We start from the raw sequence: 18,101 nt of genomic DNA on the forward strand, positions 1-18,101 counted from the left end.
CCCCGACTTGCCCGGCGCCGGGGGGGCGGCCGGCGCGGGCGGTGCGGCCGGAGCGGCCGGAGCGGCCGGTGCGGCAGCGGGTGCGGGGGCGGCTGCGGCGGGTGCGGGCTGCTCCTCCACCGATACACCGAAGTCCGTGGCGATACCGGCCAGACCGTTCGCATAGCCCTGGCCGACGGCGCGGGCCTTCCACGCGCCGTTACGGAGGTAGATCTCGACGATCACCAGCGCCGTTTCGGAGCCGAGCTGCGGCGGGGTGAAGGTGGCGATCACGCTGTTGTCGTCCGCGTTGCGGATCGTCGCCGTGGGCTCGATGCCCTGGAAGGTCTGACCCGCCGCGTCCGGGCTCGCGGTCACCACGATCTTCTCGATGCCCGGCGGGACGCCGGTGGTGTCCACCGTGACCTTGTCGGGCGCCGAGCCGCCGCCCGACTGGTAGGTGACACCGGGGCCCGAGGGCTGGTTGAAGAAGATGAAGTCGTCGTCGGAGCGCACCTTGCCGTCGGCGGTGAGCAGCAGGCCCGATACGTCCAGCCGCACGGGAGCGGCGACGTCCACCGATACACGGGCGGTGGGCAGGGGGATGTTCGAGCCGGGGGTCATAGCTGTCATGCCTGGGGTAACGAGCGAGATCTCTTTGCCGTTCCCTTACTCGCGGCGAGTTTTCCCCGTCTGCCGTCCGGTTTCCGCCCGACGGCAGGCAAGGAGTCCCCCCGGGCCCGCGGGCCCGCCCCCACCCCGCCGTCTCCCCCGGCCCGGCGGCGTCACGGCCCCGCTCCAGGAGCGGAACCATCCGGAAGGCCACGTCCGAAAGCCCCGCGAACGTGTGCCGGTTCCGCGTACCCGACGGGCCGTGGCCCGCCCGGTACCCCGCGAGGTTCCAGGTGTAGACGGGCACGTCCGCCGGCACCTGCGCGGTCGGGTCGCCGTGGGCGCTGTACGTGTACTGCTCGTCGGTGACGATCAGGACCCGGTCGTGCCCGCGGTAGAACCGCCGTACCGCCTCGGTCGTGTCGGTGCCGCCCAGGTCGCCGAAGCGCCCCAGGACCTTGAGCACCGACTCGCCCCGGCGGAACTTCACCGCGGCGGCGGTCGAGCCGAACTGCACCAGATCGGCCTTCGCGGCCCGCATCGCGACCGCCGTGCCGAACACGGCGGCGCCGTCGGCCCGGGTGAGCTGGGAGCGGTCCGACATCTTCGAGAAGAACATCGAACCGGACCGGTCCACCAGGACCAGCGTGCGGCCGGGCAGCTCGGGCACGTTGGACAGCGAGTGCGCGAGCGCCTGCTCGAGCGGGTACGCCCAGCGCAGCGACGGCGCGTGCTGGTAGGCGGCCAGGTACCGGAACGGGAACTGCCGCGAGCGGCGCACCTGCTCCGGGTCCGAGATCTTGGCCGCGACGACCGCCGCGACCTCGTCCGAGACCCCGGCCTCGTCGAAGTTCCGCAGATTCCGTACGAGCGCCATGGCGCCCATCGACGGGATCACGGCCTCCCACGCGGCCTTGTCCATCGGGCCCTGCAGCCAGCCCGCGAGGGCCTCCCAGGTCATGCCCGCCTCGGCGAGGCGCGCGGGACCGTCGGGCGCCGTGACCACCGCGCGCCGCTCGTCGACGGGCAGGCCCATCAGCTCACGGTGCGCGACGAGCACACGGCTCGACGCGGGCGGCACGGCCGTGTCCGGGTTGTGCCGGCGGTCGAGAGCGTACTGGAACAGCTCGCCCTGCCACGGCTTGTCCGCGTCGGGCGCGGCGTGCACCAGGTTGAGGATGTCGCCGAAACGGTAGCCCTTGCCCGAAGTGTCGTACTTCAGCAGGGACTTGCCGTGGTACAGGCGACGGACCGCGTCCGCGACACCGCGCTTGACGGGCTTGGGCAGGGCGCGCCCGTACACCGAGGTCCAGTAACCGAGCAGCTCACCGGGCTCGTCGGGCCGCTGGAGCACGGAGGCGATGACCGAGCGGTTCGACGGTCCCTCCGTGGCGCCCGCGTCGAGCCGCGCCTTCACGTACTCGGCGGCGCCGACCAGCGAGGCGGTCCGCATGTTGCCCTCGCCGCGCAGCCAGCCGAGCAGGCCCGCGGTCCACTGCGGGTCCTCGACGGCCAGCTTGCGCACGAGGCGCGCGAAGCGGTCGTCGCGGTCCGTGCCCTTCTCGTAGAAGGTCTGCTGGGAGACGAAATTCGCGACGGCGAGCAGAAAGAGCTCGGAGCGCTCCGCGCGCTCGAAGCCCCGGCCGCCCTCGAAGGTACGCAGGGTGCGGCCAGTGGGCGGGACACGCGCAGTGCCGCGTGCGCGAAAGGACTTGGTGTTGAAGCGTGCCATGAGAATCCCCCCGAATTCACGGTGTACGGAATGACGATGTACGGAACGACGATGTATGGAATGTCGGTGTACGGAATCGCGGGAGGCTTTTCGGCAAGGGGGTGCCCGAGGTCGGAGTCGACGGCGGTGACAGTCAGATGCTCTAACCGATTGAGCTACACGACCCGTAGCCGTGACGGGACTCGAACCCGCAACCCTCTGAACCAGAGAAGTAACCGCTGCCTGCGCACCGGGCACATCCCCCTGCTGAAAGGCCTCCCGAGATCAAGGTGGCCGTGCGGCGTGATTTCTCCCAAAGAAGTAGCCGCGGGCCTTCGCACCGGGAGGTGCATTACGTTGTGGTGTCCAGAGATCAGTTCGGCGGAACTACATTTGGTGCTCTACCATTTGAGCTACTCCGGCACGAATACCGGAGGCGGGACTCGAACCCGCAACCGCCCCATTAAGAGTGGAAGTAAGTCCTGCCTGCGCACCTGGACGTCTACGACTCTAGAGAGCGAACCCGTAAAGGCGCCAAGGGTTTTCCCGGTACGCCCCGCGAGCCACGCCCACCCCCCTGGGTACCATCACCCCGAGCCGTACGGGGGAAGGTGGCGGACACGTCATGCAGGTGCTCAGGGAACAGGATCCACGGCAGATCGGTCCGTACCGGCTGCTCGGCCGGCTCGGCAGCGGCGGGATGGGCGAGGTCTTTCTCGCCCGGTCACCGGGAGGCCGCACCGTCGCGGTCAAGGTCGTGCGCGAGGAGCTCGCCGCCAAGGACGCCTTCCGGCTGCGTTTCCGGCGGGAGGTGGAGGCGGCCCGCAGCGTCGGCGGCGACTGGACGGCACGGGTTCTCGACGCCGACACCGAGGCCGGATCCCCGTGGATCGCCACGGCGTTCGTGCCGGGCCCCGGCCTCGACACCGTCGTCGAGGAGGAGCACGGTCCGCTGCCCGAGCGTACGGTGCTCGTCATGGCCGGCCGGCTCGCCCAGGCGCTCACCGCGATCCACGCGGCCGGTCTCGTGCACCGCGACCTCAAGCCGTCCAACGTCCTGCTGACCCTCGACGGCCCCCGCGTCATCGACTTCGGGATCGCCCGCCATCTCGCGCTCGGCACCCAGCTCACCCAGACCGGCTATGCGGTGGGCTCCCCCGGCTTCATGTCCCCCGAGCAGGTGCGCGGCGAGACGGTCGGCACGGCCAGCGATGTGTTCGGACTCGGCGCGCTGCTCGCGTACGCGGCGACGGGGCGGCGGCCGTTCGGCAGCTCGGAGATCGGGCCGCATGCGCAGATGTTCCGGATCGTGTCCGAGGAGCCCGATCTGGCAGGTGTCGAGGGCGAGTTGCTGGCGCTGATCACCGGCTGTCTGCACAAGGTGCCGCAGGAGCGGCTGCCGCTGCCGGAGATCGTGGCGCGCACGACGGCGGGCGCCCCGGCGGGGGGGGGGGGGGGGGCGGCCGGGGCGGGGGGGGGGGTGGGGGGGGGGGGGGGGGGGCCCCCCGGCGCGCCCCGCCCCCTGGACACCGAGGCGCCAGAGGAGGCGAGGGGCGCCCCCACCGAGGCGCCGAAGGAGGCGAGGAGCGCCGCCACCGAGACGCCGAAGGAGGCGGGGAGCACCACCGCGGAGCCCGCCCCGGCCCCGCGCCCAGCCGGCCCGGCCGACCAGGGGACCTACGCCCTGCGCGCAGGGTCACCCGGGACACCTGAAGCGAGCTCGACACCCCCCACGCGGGCCGAGGAAACCCCCGTCCCGCCCCACACCCGGGCCCAGACGCTCCCGAAGCGCCGACGCCGCCTCGCGTTTCCTCTCGTCGCGGCCGTCGTGATCGCTCTGACCGCCGGCGGCTTCGTCTTCGTGCCCTCGCTCCTCGACGACCGGGGCGGCACGGAGGGTTCCGGCGACCACCGCGGTGCTTCCTCCTCCGACGCCGGACAGGGCGCGGGGCCCGGAGAGAAGTCGTCCAAGTCGCCCGAGCCTTCGAAGAGTTCACAGAGCCCGCAGGGCAAGGACAGCCCCACGAAGAACGCCACGGCCGGCAAGGGCGACAAGAGCGGCAAGCCCTCCGCCGATGCCTCCCCGAGCAGCGAGGACACCGGCGGCGACTCCGGCGGGACCGGTCCGGGCGACGGCTTCCCGGGGAACTACGCAGGCGAATGGCAGAACCTGGAAGCCGGGTTGGAGTGGAACTTCACCATCCCCTCCGCACCCGCGGGCAAGTCGGTGACCTGGGGCGTCAGCGGCGGCGACGGCAGCTACTGCACCTTCGAGGCACCGGTCGAGGAAGCGACTGCGGACCGTCTCGTCCTCGGCAAGTCCGTCCGCACGGGCGACCTGGACAACGGCGACCTCGCCTCCGTCCCCTGCGAGGCGGGCGACCGCCCGTACTTCGACGCGGTCGACGCGGACCAGCTGACGTTCCACGGGACGGGGCAGGACGGCATGTACGCGGAGCGGGCGGCATAGTCCGTCAGGAACGCTCTGCGCGTTCCGGGTCTCCGAGCGCCTCGATCCGTCCCACGATCGCCTGCGCGCAGGGGCGGATCGCCGCCCGCAGTCCGTCCTCCCAGCGCTCTTCGGCGTAGGTGCGCTCCAGGTACAGCTCGCGCGCGTACGAAAGCGGCGCCCGGTGCTCGGCGGGCAGCCGCGCCAGGGCCCAATCGGCCGCCGTGTCCTTGGACTTGATCTCCCCCGTGGCGAGCGTCGTCCAGATCCGGGCGAGGGTGAGCAGCACGTTGCGTTCGTCGTCGTCGATGTCCGCGAGGAGGGCCGGAATGCCCGCCCGGCACGCCGCCGCGAGGTCCTCCCGCGGCACCGGGCCGGCCACCGAGGCGAGCGGCGGCCCGCTCAGCGTCCGGTCCCCGGCGAGGGCCATCGTGAGCAGCACCGCCAGATCCGGCATCTCCTCCGGTTCGGGCACGAGACCCTTCTCGTACGACGAGCGCAGCCACTCGCCGTACAGGAAGTCGCAGACCGGCGGGTAGCGCCACGGCCGCACATCCGACTGGACGATGACTGCCAACTCGACGGGCCCGAGCGGCCCTTCGAGCCCGGAAAGGGCGAGCAGCCCGTCAAGCAGTGCCCGGCGCCGGTCAGGGGTCAGCGAGCGCCGGGACACCACCAAAAGGTCCACATCACTGGCCGGCTTCAGCCCGCCGAGTACGGCGGAGCCGTGGAGGTAGCTGCCGATGAGCTCGGGTCCAAGGACGTCGGCAACCAGCTCCACGGCCGGTGTGAGGTGATCCATTCCGTCAGATTAAGGCCGGATCGGGTGATCGGGCAGACTACGACCGGGAGTTCCGCTTCCACGGTCCGGTGATGGCCACGAGGATGCCCGGCTCCTGGATGTTGGCGTACAGCGTCCTGCCGTCGGGCGAGAAGACCACGCCGGCGAACTCGCTGTACTCCGGCTCCTCTTCGGTGCCGATGTTCAGGTCGTTGCGCGCGATCGGGTAGGTACGCCCGCTGTCCGTGGCGCCGAACAGATGCGAGACGCCCTCGCCGTCCTCGGCGAGGATCAGGCCGCCGTACGGGGAGACGGTGATGTTGTCGGGGCCGTCGAAGGCACCGTCCTTGCCCGGGTCGGGGTTCACGCCCAGCAGCACCTTGAGCGTGAGGGTGCGGCGCTTGGGGTGGTAGAACCAGACCTGGCCGTCGTGCGGCTTTCCGGGGCTCTCCGTGCGGGCGTACGAGGAGACGATGTACGCGCCGCCGTCGGCCCACCACATGCCTTCGAGCTTGCGGGCGCGGGTGACCTCACCGTCCTTGAACTGCTTGCGGATCGCCGTCTGCTGCGCGTCGCGCTCGGGCACGTCCACCCAGTCGACGCCGTACACCGTGCCGATCTTCGTGGCGCGCGAGAGGTCGTCGACGAACGTGCCGCCGGAGTCGAAGCACTTGGGCGCCTGCAGCGTGCCCGCGTCGTCGGCGAGCTTCCCGAACCGGCCGCGCCCGTGCTTGAAGCCGTGCGGCGGCACCCAGCGGAAGAAGAGCCCGTTGGGCTTGCTGTCGTCCTCGGTGAGGTACGCGTGACCGGTCTTCGGGTCGACGACGACGGCCTCGTGGTCGAAGCGGCCGAAGAACTTCAGGGGCTTGGGGTCACGGTTGGCCCGTCGGTCGTACGGGTCGACCTCGAAGACATAGCCGTGGTCCTTGGTCATGCCGTTCTCGCCGGCCTTGTCGGAGTTCTCCTCGCAGGTCAGCCAGGTTCCCCAAGAGGTGCGTCCGCCCGCGCAGTTGGTGGAGGTGCCGGCGACGCCCACCCACTCGGCGACCTCACCGCCACGGCGCACCTCGACGACGGTGCAGCCGCCGGCCCCGGCCGGGGCGGAGACGGGGCCCCCCCTGGGCGGCACCGGGGGGTTGGTGGCGGGACGCGGGCCGGCCCTCTCGTGGTTGTTCACGAGCAGCGTGGTGCCGCGCGGGCCTTCGAAGGTGGCGGTGCCGTCATGGTTCGACGGGGTGAACTCGCCGCTGTCCAGCTTCGTCTTCCCGCAGTACGTGATGATCTTGTACGTGAATCCGGCGGGCAGCGCGAGGATCCCCTCGGGATCGGGGACGAGCGGCCCGTAACCGGGGCCGTGGGGACGGTCACCGTGGCCGGTGCCGGTCGCCTCCTCCTGACTGGCGAGCGCGCCGTCGGTGGTGGCGAGTACCCCTGCGGTACCGGCGAGCGCGACGCCCGCACCGGTGAGGGCGGAGCGGCGGGCGAAGTCTCTGCGCGTGAGCGGCATGGTCTCTCCTGAAGCGACGGTCCAGGTCTGCTGGGGGTGGTGCGACTGCGGGGTGTAGCGACTGCGGGGTGTAGCGACTGCGGGGTGCTGCGACTGCGGGGTGCTGCTCGTACTGAATGCTGCGGGGTGGTCCGCGCCAGAGAGTTCCGCCCGCGTATAAACGGAGGCTGAACACCGTCCGACTTCTGGAGTCCAGCTTCCGTGAATCCCTCCGCCCCCACCGGCCGCCGTGTCCTCGTCTCCGGAGCCTCGCGCGGGCTCGGCCGCGCGGTCGCCCGCGCCTTCGCCGCCCAGGGCGACCGGGTCGCCGTGCACTACAACTCCCGGCGCGAGGAGGCACAGCGGACACTCGACGCGCTCGACGGCTCCGGACACGTCCTGGTCGGCGGTGACGTCTCCGGCGCCGCGGGGGCGGCGGGCGTCGCGCAGGAGGCCTTCGCCGGGCTCGGCGGGATCGACATCCTGGTCAACAACGCGGCCGTCAACCTCCGCCACCCGCTCCCGGAGACCCCCTACGACGAGTGGGCGGCGCTGTGGCAGGCGCATGTGTCCGTCAACCTGCTCGCTACGGCGAATCTCAGCCATCTCGCGGCCCGCCGGATGATCGACCAGGGCTCGGGCGGACGGATCGTCAACATCGGTTCGCGCGGCGCCTTCCGGGGCGAGCCGGATCATCCGGCATACGGCGCCACCAAGGCCGCGGTACACGCGCTCGGTCAGTCCCTCGCCGTGTCGCTCGCGCCGTACGGGATCGCGGTCGCCTCGGTGGCCCCGGGTTTCTTCGACACCGAGCGCGTGGCGCACCGCCTCGAAGGCGAGGAGGGCGCGGCGATCCGTGAGCAGAGCCCGTTCGGCCGGGTCGCCTCCGCGGACGAGATCGCCGAGGCCGTACGGTGGCTCGCCTCGCCCGCGGCCGAGTGGGCGTCCGGAACCGTGCTCGATCTCAACGGGGCTTCGCATCTGCGTACTTGAGCGGAGGGCAAGGCGCCCGGCAGGAGGCGGGGCGTCCGTTTCACGGCGCGCCGCAAGCGCTCCCAATCTTCGTAAACAAGGTCAAGAGGAGCAGATAGCGCGAGTCCCAAGATTTCATGCGGTGGCCCTTGACCCCCGTGTACGGCGGCAATAGACAGACAGCTACCTGCAGGAGCGCAGAACGCGGAGAGGCGAGCCCGGTGGACGCACACGAGGCACGCAGGCTCCATGAGGGCCGGCTCATGATGCTGGCCCATGTGACCGGGGTGGGGATAGGACGGGACGAGCACTCGGGCGAGGACGTGATCGTCGTCTTCGTGACCCGAAAGGTGCCCCGCGATCTGCTCCCGGACGACGATTTGGTTCCCGACGAGCTCGAGGGCGTGCCGGTACGCGTGCTCGCGATCGGCTCAGTCGACGCCCAGGACCAGGAGTCCTGAGCCGCCGGGGATCCCCGCGCATCGCTAGGGGAAGTAGGTGGTCAGGCGTGACGAGCCGGCCAGAATTGATGCGAGGCCCGACGGGCGGGCAGCTCAGCGACAGCTCCCGCCAGCAGGCGATGAGTGACTTCCTGCGGCGTGAGGAGCCGCTGGCCAACGTGGTCGGCTTCGGCCACGGGGTGAAATGGGCCGACGGCCGGCCCACCGGCGAGCAGGCCGTGCTCGTCTTCGTGACCCAGAAGGTTTCCGAGTCCATGCTTCCCGAGCGGGATGTCGTCCCGCGCCAGATGGACGACGGCACCCCGACCGACGTGATCGCGGTCGGTCATGTGGCGGCGCAGCGCAGCACCGGCCGTGGGCGGTCCGTACCGTCCGCGCGCGGTGACGAGCAGCAGTCCGGGCGCCACGAGGTGTCCGAGCAGCTCGCCCAGCTGTCGCAGCCCCTGCTCGAAGAGCTCGGTGGGCTGGGCGCGTTCGAGCCGCAGCTGCTCAAGCGCCGTATGCGGCCGTGCCCTTCGGGCTTCTCGGTGGGCAACGTCCGCGTGACGGCGGGCACCCTCGGCAGCGTCGTGTACGACTTCCTGCCGGGCGCGACCGTGGACCCGCCGGGCGCGGGCCTCGGCGTACCGTCGAAGTTCTACATCCTCTCCAACAACCATGTGCTCGCCGACTCCAACCGGGCACAGCTGGGCAGTGCGATCCTGCAGCCCGGCCCGTTCGACGGCGGGCAGGACCCGGGCGACCGGATCGCCACGCTCGAACGGTTCATCACGATCCAGTTCGCGCCGCAGATTCCGCTGGAGCGGCAGAACAACGTCGTGGACGCGGCGCTCGCTTCGGTGGACTTCCAGGACGCCACCCGCGAGACGTACTTCAGCGGTGCGCCGCGCGCCTGGCGGCGCAAGGCCAACGTGGCGGTCGGCGACCTGGTCAAGAAGACCGGCCGTACGACCAACATCTCCTTCGGCCGGATCATCGCGGTCGACGCGACCATCGACGTCAACTACGGCACGGCGGGGACGGCACGGTTCAAGGACCAGATCCTCACCACGAACATCTCCGCGGGCGGCGACTCGGGTTCCCTGGTCACCTCGCAGGACAACGTGGCGGTCGGCCTGCTGTTCGCCGGTTCGTCCGTGGTCACCGTGTCCAACCACATAGAGAACGTCCGCTCGCTGCTGCGCGTCGAGATCGCCGAGCAGCTGGCCTGAGTCGTACGGAAGGGAGGCACCATGACCACGCAGGCACGCAAGCAGAAGGGTTCCCAGCGGTCGGAGCACAAGTTCTTCAACCCGCAGGGCGCCGAGGTCAAGACGCGTGACGAGGCCTTCGCCTCGCAGCAGATGGACGTGGGGGCACAAGCGGTCTCGACGGACTGCAAGCTGACGCTGCACAACGGGCAGATCAGCTTCGCCCTCGAAGTCACGTACAACCCCAACACCTATCCGCACGTGGTGACGGGCGGCCAGATCAAGTCCGGTATCTGCGGGGCGCCTTGGGACATCACCGGTGGCTTCATCGGTGAGGGCCTGCGGATCGACGCCAAGCGGTCGGGCCAGGGTTCGTGCGCTTCGACGATCACGATCGTCGGCGAGTACCAGAACCCGCCGGCGTTCCGCGGCACGTACGGCTTCGACGGATCGACGTCCTCGTTCAAGCACACCACTCGGTACGAGTGCTGACGCCTTCGCCTCGGCACGGTTGATCCCGCTCCCCGCGGGGTGGTGGGCGGTCCCTTTGGGAGGGGGCCGCCCACCGTGGCCTGTCTCACCGCCCGACGGAGCCGTCGATCCGCTCGCGCAGGATGTCCGCGTGCCCGGCGTGCCGGGCGGTCTCCTCGATCATGTGGACCAGCACCCAGCGCATCGACGGCGGCGGGGTCTCGCGCAGCGAGCGGGCACCGGGGCGGTCCAGGTCGGTGCAGGCGAGGGCGACCTCGTTCGCGCGGGCGATCGCCTCGCGATAGGCGTCCGCCAGGTCCGCCGCGGTGTCCTCGGCGAGTACGTCGCCTTCGTCGTCCCAGCGCTCGCGATCGGCGCCGGCGTAGGCCCAGACGAACCAGTTGAGTTCCACCGCCGTCAGATGCTTGAGGAGTCGGAGCAGGCTGGTCCCGGAGGGGACCCCGGCGGTGCGGACCGCCGGCTCCGGGACACCGGCCGCCTTCGCGAGCACGGACTCGCGCACGTAGTCCAGAAAGGTCAGCAGCGTGGTCTTCTCATCGGCGTTCAGGCCCGGGGGCCGAAGATCTGAGCGGGGCTCCACAGTCGTCATGCCGAAACCGTAAACTTCCCGCCCGTCCGGCGCGTGCGGACGGGCGGGATCAAGGTGACGTGGCGGACTGACGAGTTCAACGAGACGTACGGACGGACGAGTTCACCTCGACGCATGGACGGCCGGGTTCAACTCGACGCATGGTCGGACGAGTTCAGCGCGGCAATGAGGGGGCCCGTGAGCGGACCCCCCCGGTCGCCTCAAGCCCGCGAGCGCGCCTTGAACGCCGCCTTGCGGGCCTCCTTGGCCACCCGCTTGTCCGGGTGCAGGCGGCCCATCGCCTCGAGGACGTCGGCCGTCCCCGGGTGGTCCACCCGCCAGGCCGTGTCGAAGAACCCGGCGTGCTGGGAGGCCAACCCCTCGACCAGGCCCTGGAGTTCCTCCGAGTTCCCCTCCGCCGCCAGCTGCGCGGCCAGGGTGTCGATGGTCAGCCAGAAAATCATGGCCGGGTCGGGCGCCGGTACGTCGGCGAAGCCGTGCTCGGTCAGCCAGACCCGGGCGAGACCGCCCAGCTCCCGGTCCCCGAGCACATCCCGCAGCGCCGGCTCGGCGGACGGACCCGTCAGCGAGAGCGCCTGCTGGCAGCGCAGCCGCCGCAGCGGGCCGTCCTCGTCGGAACCGCGGGCCGCCGCGAGCAACTCCCGTGCCGCCGCGACCGGTTCACGCCCCGCGAGCCACAGCTCGGTCTCCGCCTGGGCCGAGGACTGCGGGAACCGGGCCGTCGCGTCGAGCAGTACGTCCGCACCCTTGTCCGCCAGGTCCCCGACGGCCGGCGCGTCCACGCCCGCCTCCCGCATCCGCGACCGGATGCCGTACAGACCGAGCGGGGTCAGCCGGACCAGTCCGTACCGGCTGATGTCCTCGTCCTCGGGGACCTCGGCGACCTCGTCACCGGCCTCCGCCATCAACTCCTCGTCCACCGGCTGGAATTCGACAAGGCCGATCGGTTCGAGCAGCCGGAACTGGTCGTCGAGCCGCATCATCGCGTCCGAGACCTGCTCCAGGATGTCGTCGGTCGGCTCGCCCATGTCATCCGGCACGATCATGGAGGCGGCCAGGGCGGGCAGCGGCACCGGCTCGTCGCCCGGACCGTCCTCGCTGACGGTGAGCAGATAGAGGTTGCCGAGCACCCCGTCGAGGAACTCGGCCTCGGCCTCGGGGTCGAAGCCCAGGGCGTCGAGGTCGATCTCGCCGCCCTCGCTGAGCGCGTCCACCAGATCGTCGAGGTCGGGCACGCTGGCGTCCGCGAGCACCGTGTCCAACGCGGTCTGCCACAGGGCGAGGATGTCGGCCGGTCCACCCGAGGCGATCAGTGCGAGGTCCTCGCCGGCGACGACCGTACCGTCCGACTCCTCATCGCCGTCCGTGACCTCGACCAGGCCGGTGTCGACGGCCACCCGCCATGCCTCGCTGGCGTACGCGGGGCCGTCCTCGTCGTCCGCCGCGTACCCGAGCAGTTCCGCCGCCGCCGGCAGCTGCTCGTCGACCAGCTCGCCGCCCGCGCCGACCCGGGTCTCGGGCCCGGCCCAGCGGGCGAGCCGTACCGCACGCGCGAGCAGCGGTGCGGCCAGCGCGGCGCGGGCGAGCTCCGCCTCGGGGGCGAGGCGCGCCGGCGGCAGGGTGGTGCGGTCGGGCGTCGGGCTCATGGGCTGGCTCTCCTCGTACGGTTCCCCGTGGGCAACGGCGGGCGGCCCCCAGAGTAGACGGATTTCACCCCAGACCGGCCGGTTCATGTACCCGTCAGAAGCCGTACACCCCCATGGCCTTGACAACTCCCGTGCCCACGCAAGAGATTGACGCGCGTAGATCTCCGCATGGTCTACGCGCATAGCGGACGTCGCACCGTGCCGGGCGGCCCCGTGTCCGCACGATGCCCGGCACCGCCCTGTCGTCGCACCACTCTCCACCCTCATCCGGAGTGATCTGATGCCTCCTCGCACCGCCCGTCCGCACCCGCTCCCGAGAACCGCCACGGTCGTCGCGATCGCCCTGGCCGCCGGTCTGCTGACCGCCGGCAGCGCGGACGCCGCCCCGGTCTCCGTCCATGACATCCAGGGCACGACCCGTCTCTCGCCGCTGGAGGGCCAGCAGGTCAGCGAGGTCGAGGGGATCGTCACGGGCGTCCGTACGTACGGCTCGCGCGGCTTCTGGATCCAGGACCCGAGCCCGGACACCGACCCGGCGACCAGCGAGGGCGTCTTCGTCTACACGGGCTCGGTGCCCACCGTCCAGGCGGGCGACGCGGTACGGGTGTCCGGCACCGTCACCGAGTACGTGCCGGGCGGTGCGAGCTCCGGCAACCAGTCGCTCACGCAGATATCCAAGCCCACGGTCACCGTGGTCTCGTCGGGCAACGCCCTGCCCGCGGCTCAGGTCATCAGCGGGTGGCAGGTGCCGCACCGCTACGCCCCCGAGGGTGACCCCGCGGACGGCAACAGCATCAACAAGCTCCCGCTGCACCCGCGTTCGTACGCACTCGACTACTACGAGTCCCTCGAGGGCATGAACGTCGCGATCGGCACCTCCCGCGTCGTCGGCGCCACCGACCCGTACTCCGAGCTGTGGGTGACCGTGAAGCCCTGGGAGAACCCGACCAACCGCGGCGGCGCCCGCTACGGCTCGTACTCCTCGCAGAACACCGGCCGGATCCAGATCCAGCAGCTGGCCCCGATCTCGCAGAGCCCGTTCCCGAAGGCCGATGTCGGCGACCGGCTCACGGGTCGTACGGAAGGGCCCCTGGACTTCAACCAGTTCGGCGGCTACACGCTGACCGCCCGCACGCTCGGCACCGTCGAGGACCGGGACCTCGAGCGCGAGCGCACGCGCCGCCAGGACCGCGACGAGCTGGCCGTGGCCACGTACAACGTGGAGAACCTGGACCCGAAGGACCCGCAGACGAAGTTCGACGCGCTCGCGAAGGCGGTCGTCGAGAACCTCGCAAGCCCCGACATCCTCGCCCTGGAGGAGATCCAGGACGACAACGGCGCGACCAACGACGGCACGGTGTCGGCAGGCCGGACCCTCGCCAAGTTCACCGAGGCGATCAAGGCCGCGGGCGGTCCGGCGTACGAGTGGCGCTCGATCGACCCGGAGGACAAGAAGGACGGCGGCGAGCCGGGCGGCAACATCCGCCAGGTGTTCCTCTACAACCCGGACCGGGTGTCCTTCACGGACCGCCCCGGTGGTGACGCGACCACGGCCACTGCGGTCGTACGGGAGAAGGGCCGCGCGGCCCTGACGCTCTCCCCCGGCCGGATCGACCCGGCCAACCCGGCCTGGGCGGACAGCCGCAAGCCCCTTGCCGGCGAGTTCACCTTCCGCGGGCGCACGGTCTTCGTGATCGCCAACCACTTCGGTTCCAAGGGCGGCGACGAGTCCCTGGTCTCCCACCACCAGCCGCCGGTGCGCTCGTCGGAGGCCAAGCGGCTGCAGCAGGCGCAGGCGGTGAACGGTTTCGTCAAGGACCTGCTCAAGGCCCAGCGCAACGCGGTCGTCCTGGTCGTCGGTGACATCAACGACTTCGAGTTCTCCGGGACGACCAAGGCGCTCACCGCCGACGGCGCTCTGGAGGCGGCCATCACCTCGCTGCCGCGCGCCGAGCGCTACTCGTACGTCTTCCAGGGCAACTCGCAGGTCCTCGACCAGATCCTGACGAGCCCGTCGATCGACGACTACGCCTACGACAGCGTGCACATCAACGCGGAGTTCGCCGAGCAGAACAGCGACCACGACCCGCAGGTGCTGCGTTTCGAGCCGTAGGCCACGGTGCGGTCGAGTCGTGGCCACGGGCCGGTCGAGTCGTGGCCACGGGCCGGTCCGGTCGTGGCCACGGGCCGGCCGCCCTTGACCTCAACCGGACTTCAACTTCCAGGATGGTGATCGGCGACTCAACGCGACGAACCGGAGGACCGCCATGACCTTGCGTATCGACACCGTTCCGGACCTGGACCGCCCGGGCGTGGGCGCCGTGCTCGCGAGCACCTGGAACGTGGGCACACCCGAACGGCAGGACGCGGCGGTCGCGGCGATCACCAAGACGTGGGAGAGCCGGCCCTGGCCCGTGGACGGGCCGGTCTCCTACAGCGTGTTCAAGGGCACGGACGGCGAGTCGCTGCTGCATCTCTCGCAGTGGCGCGAACTGTCCGACTACGACGCCTTCGTGGCCCGGCACCGCACGGAGCGCAACTCCGAGATCGACGACGCGGTGCCGGGCATCCAGCGGCTGCGGCTCGACACGTACGAGCTGTACCGGGGAGCTTCACGCGATCCGGACCGGGCGCCCGGGGCAATCGTGACGGTGGAGGTCGAGTTCGACGGTCCGGATCCCGCACGTCAACGGGCGTGGATCGACGCGGTCTTCGAGGCCCTGGGCTCGGAACCCACCCCGCACCCGGGCGGGATCTCGGGCCACTTCCACACCAGCTTCGACGGCACGAAGGTGCTCAACTTCGCCCAGTGGGCGAGCGTCCAGGACCACGTAGACGCCCTCGCGGCCCCCGGCAACGGCGTCGGCTCCCCCACCCCGCAGTGGCAGCGGGTGCACAGCTTTCCCGGGGTCGTCGGGGGCGGGGTCCGCCGGTGGCTGCCGGCGGTGAGCCTCAGCGCGGGGTGAGCCTCAGCGCGGGGTGAGGTTCAGCGCGGGGTGAGGCTCAGCGGAACCGTGAACTCGGCACGGGCCCGGGCGAGTCCACCCGGTCCCGGGTCCCGGTCCGCCACACCGAGGCGGTCGCGGCGACGAACGCCGTCAGCGTCTCCTGCGGGTCCGCCGGCGCTTCACCGTCACCCTCGTCGTCGTACGCACCGGCGGCGAGGATCTCGGCCGCCAGCTCGTCGGCCGGCCGCTCATCGGCCGGTACGCGCTCGGTCTCGCCCTCCACCACCCGCAGCGTCTCGGCCCAGGGCGCGATGTTCACCTGCGCGAGCAGCGTGCTCACATCGGCCGGCACGACGGGCGGGTCGGTCCAGCTGGTGGCGTGCTCGAACAGGACCTGTCCCCGCGCACGTTCCCGCAGCGCGGACAGCAGGTCCTGGTCGCTGTCGTTCATGTCGTACGCCACGACGAGGGTGTCCGTGCGGGCAGGGTCGAACTCGACGGCGGGCAGACCGAAGTGGCGCGCGGCCGCCGTGCCGAGGATCCGCGAGGAGCGGTCGGCCAGCAGGGAGACCGAGGCGGGTGCGAGAGCGGCGGTGCGCAGGACGGTTCCGAGCCGTTCGAGCCCGTGCAGAATCCGGTCGTACGAGTCCTGGGTGTAGGCCCAGCGGCCGGTCATGCCCGCCGCGTACCCCCACGGCGAGAGCGTCAGGAGACAGGTGCCGTGCACCGCGAACTGCCAGCCCCGCAGGTCCTTCAGGTCGCGCGGAGCGGCCGCGTCGGCGCGCTCGATCATGCGCCGCACGCGGCCGAGCGGCCACTGCCAGAGTTCGTCATCGGGCTCGGGCAGCCGGGCCAGCTGGGCGCGGGCCTGGACGAGATCCCCGGCCAGCAGGGCGTTGTGGACCAGGAGATACCGGTCCGGCCAGGGCCGCAGCGCCGTGTCACGCCCGGCGAGTACCTGTACCGCCTCCGCATGCCGGTGTTCGTCCTCGAGCGCGGACACCAACTCGGTGAGGACCACGGGGGTGTCGGGCGCGAGGCGCAGTGCCTCGCGCAGGGCGGGGACGGCGAGGAAGGACACCCCGCGCTCGACGCAGCCGTACCCGAAGTCGAAGAGAGCCCTCGCCTCGCGGGGCCGCTTGGTCAGCTTCTTCGCGGCGGCGGCCAGCTCGTCGAAGCCGACCGCCTCGGAGAGCTTGCGTACCACTTCCGCGATCTCGTGCAGCTCGGCCTGCTCCACCGCCGAGCGCAGCTGTCGTACGGTTCCGGGAATATCACCTTCGTCCAGCAGCTTGCGTGCTTCCTGCAATGCGTTGCTCATACGGGCAAGGTTCCCGGGCCCCCGGACGCCCCGCAAACGATTTCGCGCCCCGTGCGAGACTCGCGCCATGCTCCTGCGCCCCGCCACCCGTGCCGAACTGGCCGCCGTCCTCGCCCTGCTCTCCGACGAGGACCGGCTCGTGGACCCGGGGTCCGTCATGGTCGGCGAGGCGCACGAGCGCGCGTTCGCGGCGATCGAAGCGGATCCGCGCAACGAGATGCTGGTGCTCGTGGACGACGCCGGGCTCGTCCTGGGCTGCGCCCAGCTCACGTACATCCCGGGGCTCGGTCGGGGCGGACGGGAGCGGGCGCTCGTCGAGGCGGTGCGGGTGCGGGCGGACCGCAGGGGCGGCGGCCTCGGCGCGGAGCTGATGAAGCGCGCGATCGAGCGGGCCCGGGCGCGGGGCTGCGGGCTGATGCAGCTGACCAGCAACAAGCGCCGGGGCGCCGCCCACCGCTTCTACGAGCGGCTCGGGTTCGCCCGCAGTCACGAAGGGTTCAAGCTGCCCCTGTGACCACGGCGTCCCGTCGGCTCGGAGCGGCTGCTGCCCGTCGCCTCGGAGCACTCACAACAGATGTCCGCCGCCGTCCACCAGGACCACCTCGCCCGTGATGTACGAGGCGTTGGCGAGGTCGGTGATCGTCTCGGCGATGTCCTCGGCGGTGCCGACCCGGCGCAGCGGCAGCCGCTCCGCCACCTGCCGCATCGCCTCGTCGATGCCGTCCTGACCCTCGTACCACGGTGTGGCGATCATGCCGGGTGCGACCGCGTTGACCCGGATCTCCGGCCCGAGCTGCTTGGCGAGCAGCCGCGTCATGTGGTTGAGGGCCGCCTTGCTCACCGCGTACGGGATGGAGCTGCCGTTCGCGTGGATCCCGGCCTGCGACGAGACGTTGACGACGCTGCCGCGGCCGTGGGCGCGCAGGTGCGGGACGGCGGCGGTGATGGTGCGCCAGACGCCGATCACATTGACCTCGTGGATCTCGCGCCACACCTCGGGGCTCGCGGCGGCGAAGTCGGCGTGGTCGATGAAGCGGGTCGTACCGGCGTTGTTGACGAGGATGTCGAGCCGGCCGTACGCCGCCACGGCGGACTCGACCAGTCCCTCCGGGTCCTCGGCCACATCGGCCTGGATGTAGACCGCGTCCGGCAGTTCGGCCGCGAGTGCCTTGCCCGCGTCGACGGACCTGGCCGAGTTGACCACGACCCGGACGCCCGCGGCGGCCAGGCGGCGCGCGGTCGCCGCACCGATCCCCGATGACGAACCGGTGACCAGGGCCACCCGCTGTTCTGTGCTCATGTGCTGCAGTGCCTTCTCTGTTCGGCTCTGCCGCGCCCCGCACGATCATGCCACGCGCCCAGCGGTCACCGGAGCCGGGCACCGAGTGGCCGCCGGCGCCCATCCCGTGAGACGCCCTGGTGCCAACTCGCCCTCGTATGCGCCACTATGACAAGGGCATCTCA

General features: G+C 71.2%; 15 protein-coding genes and 1 pseudogene. 8 read left to right on the forward strand and 8 right to left on the reverse strand.

Annotation, left to right across the window (positions count from 1 at the left end; translation table 11 throughout):
* Together JAO81_RS05750 and JAO81_RS05755 are read right to left on the reverse strand one after the other, a co-directional pair.
* On the reverse strand, positions 1 to 612 hold a 612-nt coding region (locus JAO81_RS05750; RefSeq protein ID WP_199546674.1), incomplete at its 3' end, for a TerD family protein.
* Positions 613 to 751: 139 nt separating this feature from the next.
* Positions 752 to 2,323 (reverse strand): annotated as a pseudogene (locus JAO81_RS05755) (TROVE domain-containing protein); the annotation flags it as partial.
* Between the two features lie 604 nt (positions 2,324 to 2,927).
* Here JAO81_RS05755 and JAO81_RS43325 point away from each other — a divergent pair.
* Positions 2,928 to 4,772, forward strand: coding sequence for a serine/threonine-protein kinase (locus JAO81_RS43325; RefSeq protein WP_199546675.1), 1,845 nt, complete (start codon positions 2,928 to 2,930; stop codon positions 4,770 to 4,772).
* Positions 4,773 to 4,776: 4 nt separating this feature from the next.
* Here the strand turns inward: JAO81_RS43325 and JAO81_RS05765 are convergent, their stop codons facing one another.
* Positions 4,777 to 5,553 carry an aminoglycoside adenylyltransferase family protein gene (locus JAO81_RS05765; protein ID WP_199546676.1) on the reverse strand — a complete coding sequence of 259 codons (777 nt, stop codon included), beginning with the start codon at positions 5,551 to 5,553 and terminating at the stop codon, positions 4,777 to 4,779.
* A gap of 37 nt (positions 5,554 to 5,590) precedes the next feature.
* Positions 5,591 to 7,039: an alkaline phosphatase PhoX gene (locus JAO81_RS05770; protein WP_199546677.1), complete on the reverse strand. Its 1,449-nt coding sequence runs from the start codon at positions 7,037 to 7,039 to the stop codon at positions 5,591 to 5,593.
* Positions 7,040 to 7,240: 201 nt separating this feature from the next.
* Between JAO81_RS05770 and JAO81_RS05775 the strand changes: the two genes are divergently transcribed.
* The 4 genes from JAO81_RS05775 to JAO81_RS05790 all read left to right on the forward strand — a co-directional run bounded on the left by JAO81_RS05775 (position 7,241) and on the right by JAO81_RS05790 (position 10,133).
* Positions 7,241 to 8,011: an SDR family NAD(P)-dependent oxidoreductase gene (locus tag JAO81_RS05775; protein WP_199546678.1), complete on the forward strand. Its 771-nt coding sequence runs from the start codon at positions 7,241 to 7,243 to the stop codon at positions 8,009 to 8,011.
* A 200-nt stretch (positions 8,012 to 8,211) separates the two neighbouring features.
* A complete protein-coding gene (locus JAO81_RS05780; RefSeq protein ID WP_307813156.1) occupies positions 8,212 to 8,451 on the forward strand; it encodes a hypothetical protein in 240 nt (79 codons plus the stop codon).
* A gap of 68 nt (positions 8,452 to 8,519) precedes the next feature.
* On the forward strand, positions 8,520 to 9,662 hold the full coding sequence (locus JAO81_RS05785) for a hypothetical protein (RefSeq protein WP_199546794.1): 1,143 nt from the start codon (positions 8,520 to 8,522) through the stop codon (positions 9,660 to 9,662).
* Positions 9,663 to 9,683: 21 nt separating this feature from the next.
* Positions 9,684 to 10,133, forward strand: a complete 450-nt coding sequence (locus JAO81_RS05790; protein WP_165336367.1) for a hypothetical protein — start codon at positions 9,684 to 9,686, stop codon at positions 10,131 to 10,133.
* Between the two features lie 85 nt (positions 10,134 to 10,218).
* On the opposite strand, the gene JAO81_RS05795 is transcribed toward JAO81_RS05790, so the two are convergent.
* Together JAO81_RS05795 and JAO81_RS05800 are read right to left on the reverse strand one after the other, a co-directional pair.
* Positions 10,219 to 10,722: a DinB family protein gene (locus tag JAO81_RS05795; protein WP_199546679.1), complete on the reverse strand. Its 504-nt coding sequence runs from the start codon at positions 10,720 to 10,722 to the stop codon at positions 10,219 to 10,221.
* Between the two features lie 200 nt (positions 10,723 to 10,922).
* Entirely contained in the window at positions 10,923 to 12,368 is a 1,446-nt protein-coding gene (locus JAO81_RS05800) for a hypothetical protein (protein ID WP_199546680.1), read from the reverse strand.
* A 280-nt stretch (positions 12,369 to 12,648) separates the two neighbouring features.
* On the opposite strand from JAO81_RS05800, the gene JAO81_RS05805 reads away from it, so the two are divergent.
* Both JAO81_RS05805 and JAO81_RS05810 read left to right on the forward strand, forming a co-directional pair.
* Positions 12,649 to 14,481, forward strand: a complete 1,833-nt coding sequence (locus JAO81_RS05805; protein WP_199546681.1) for an endonuclease/exonuclease/phosphatase family protein — start codon at positions 12,649 to 12,651, stop codon at positions 14,479 to 14,481.
* 154 nt (positions 14,482 to 14,635) lie between these two features.
* Positions 14,636 to 15,334, forward strand: coding sequence for an antibiotic biosynthesis monooxygenase (locus tag JAO81_RS05810; RefSeq protein ID WP_199546682.1), 699 nt, complete (start codon positions 14,636 to 14,638; stop codon positions 15,332 to 15,334).
* Positions 15,335 to 15,371: 37 nt separating this feature from the next.
* On the opposite strand, the gene JAO81_RS05815 is transcribed toward JAO81_RS05810, so the two are convergent.
* Positions 15,372 to 16,637, reverse strand: coding sequence for a hypothetical protein (locus JAO81_RS05815; RefSeq protein WP_199546683.1), 1,266 nt, complete (start codon positions 16,635 to 16,637; stop codon positions 15,372 to 15,374).
* Positions 16,638 to 16,704: 67 nt separating this feature from the next.
* On the opposite strand from JAO81_RS05815, the gene JAO81_RS05820 reads away from it, so the two are divergent.
* Entirely contained in the window at positions 16,705 to 17,151 is a 447-nt protein-coding gene (locus JAO81_RS05820) for a GNAT family N-acetyltransferase (RefSeq protein ID WP_199546684.1), read from the forward strand.
* 51 nt (positions 17,152 to 17,202) lie between these two features.
* Here the strand turns inward: JAO81_RS05820 and JAO81_RS05825 are convergent, their stop codons facing one another.
* A complete protein-coding gene (locus JAO81_RS05825) occupies positions 17,203 to 17,937 on the reverse strand; it encodes an SDR family NAD(P)-dependent oxidoreductase (protein WP_199546685.1) in 735 nt (244 codons plus the stop codon).
* Positions 17,938 to 18,101: the final 164 nt, after the last annotated feature.

This window comes from Streptomyces sp. N35, from assembly GCF_016464295.1.
Taxonomy (GTDB): Bacteria; Actinomycetota; Actinomycetes; order Streptomycetales; family Streptomycetaceae; genus Streptomyces.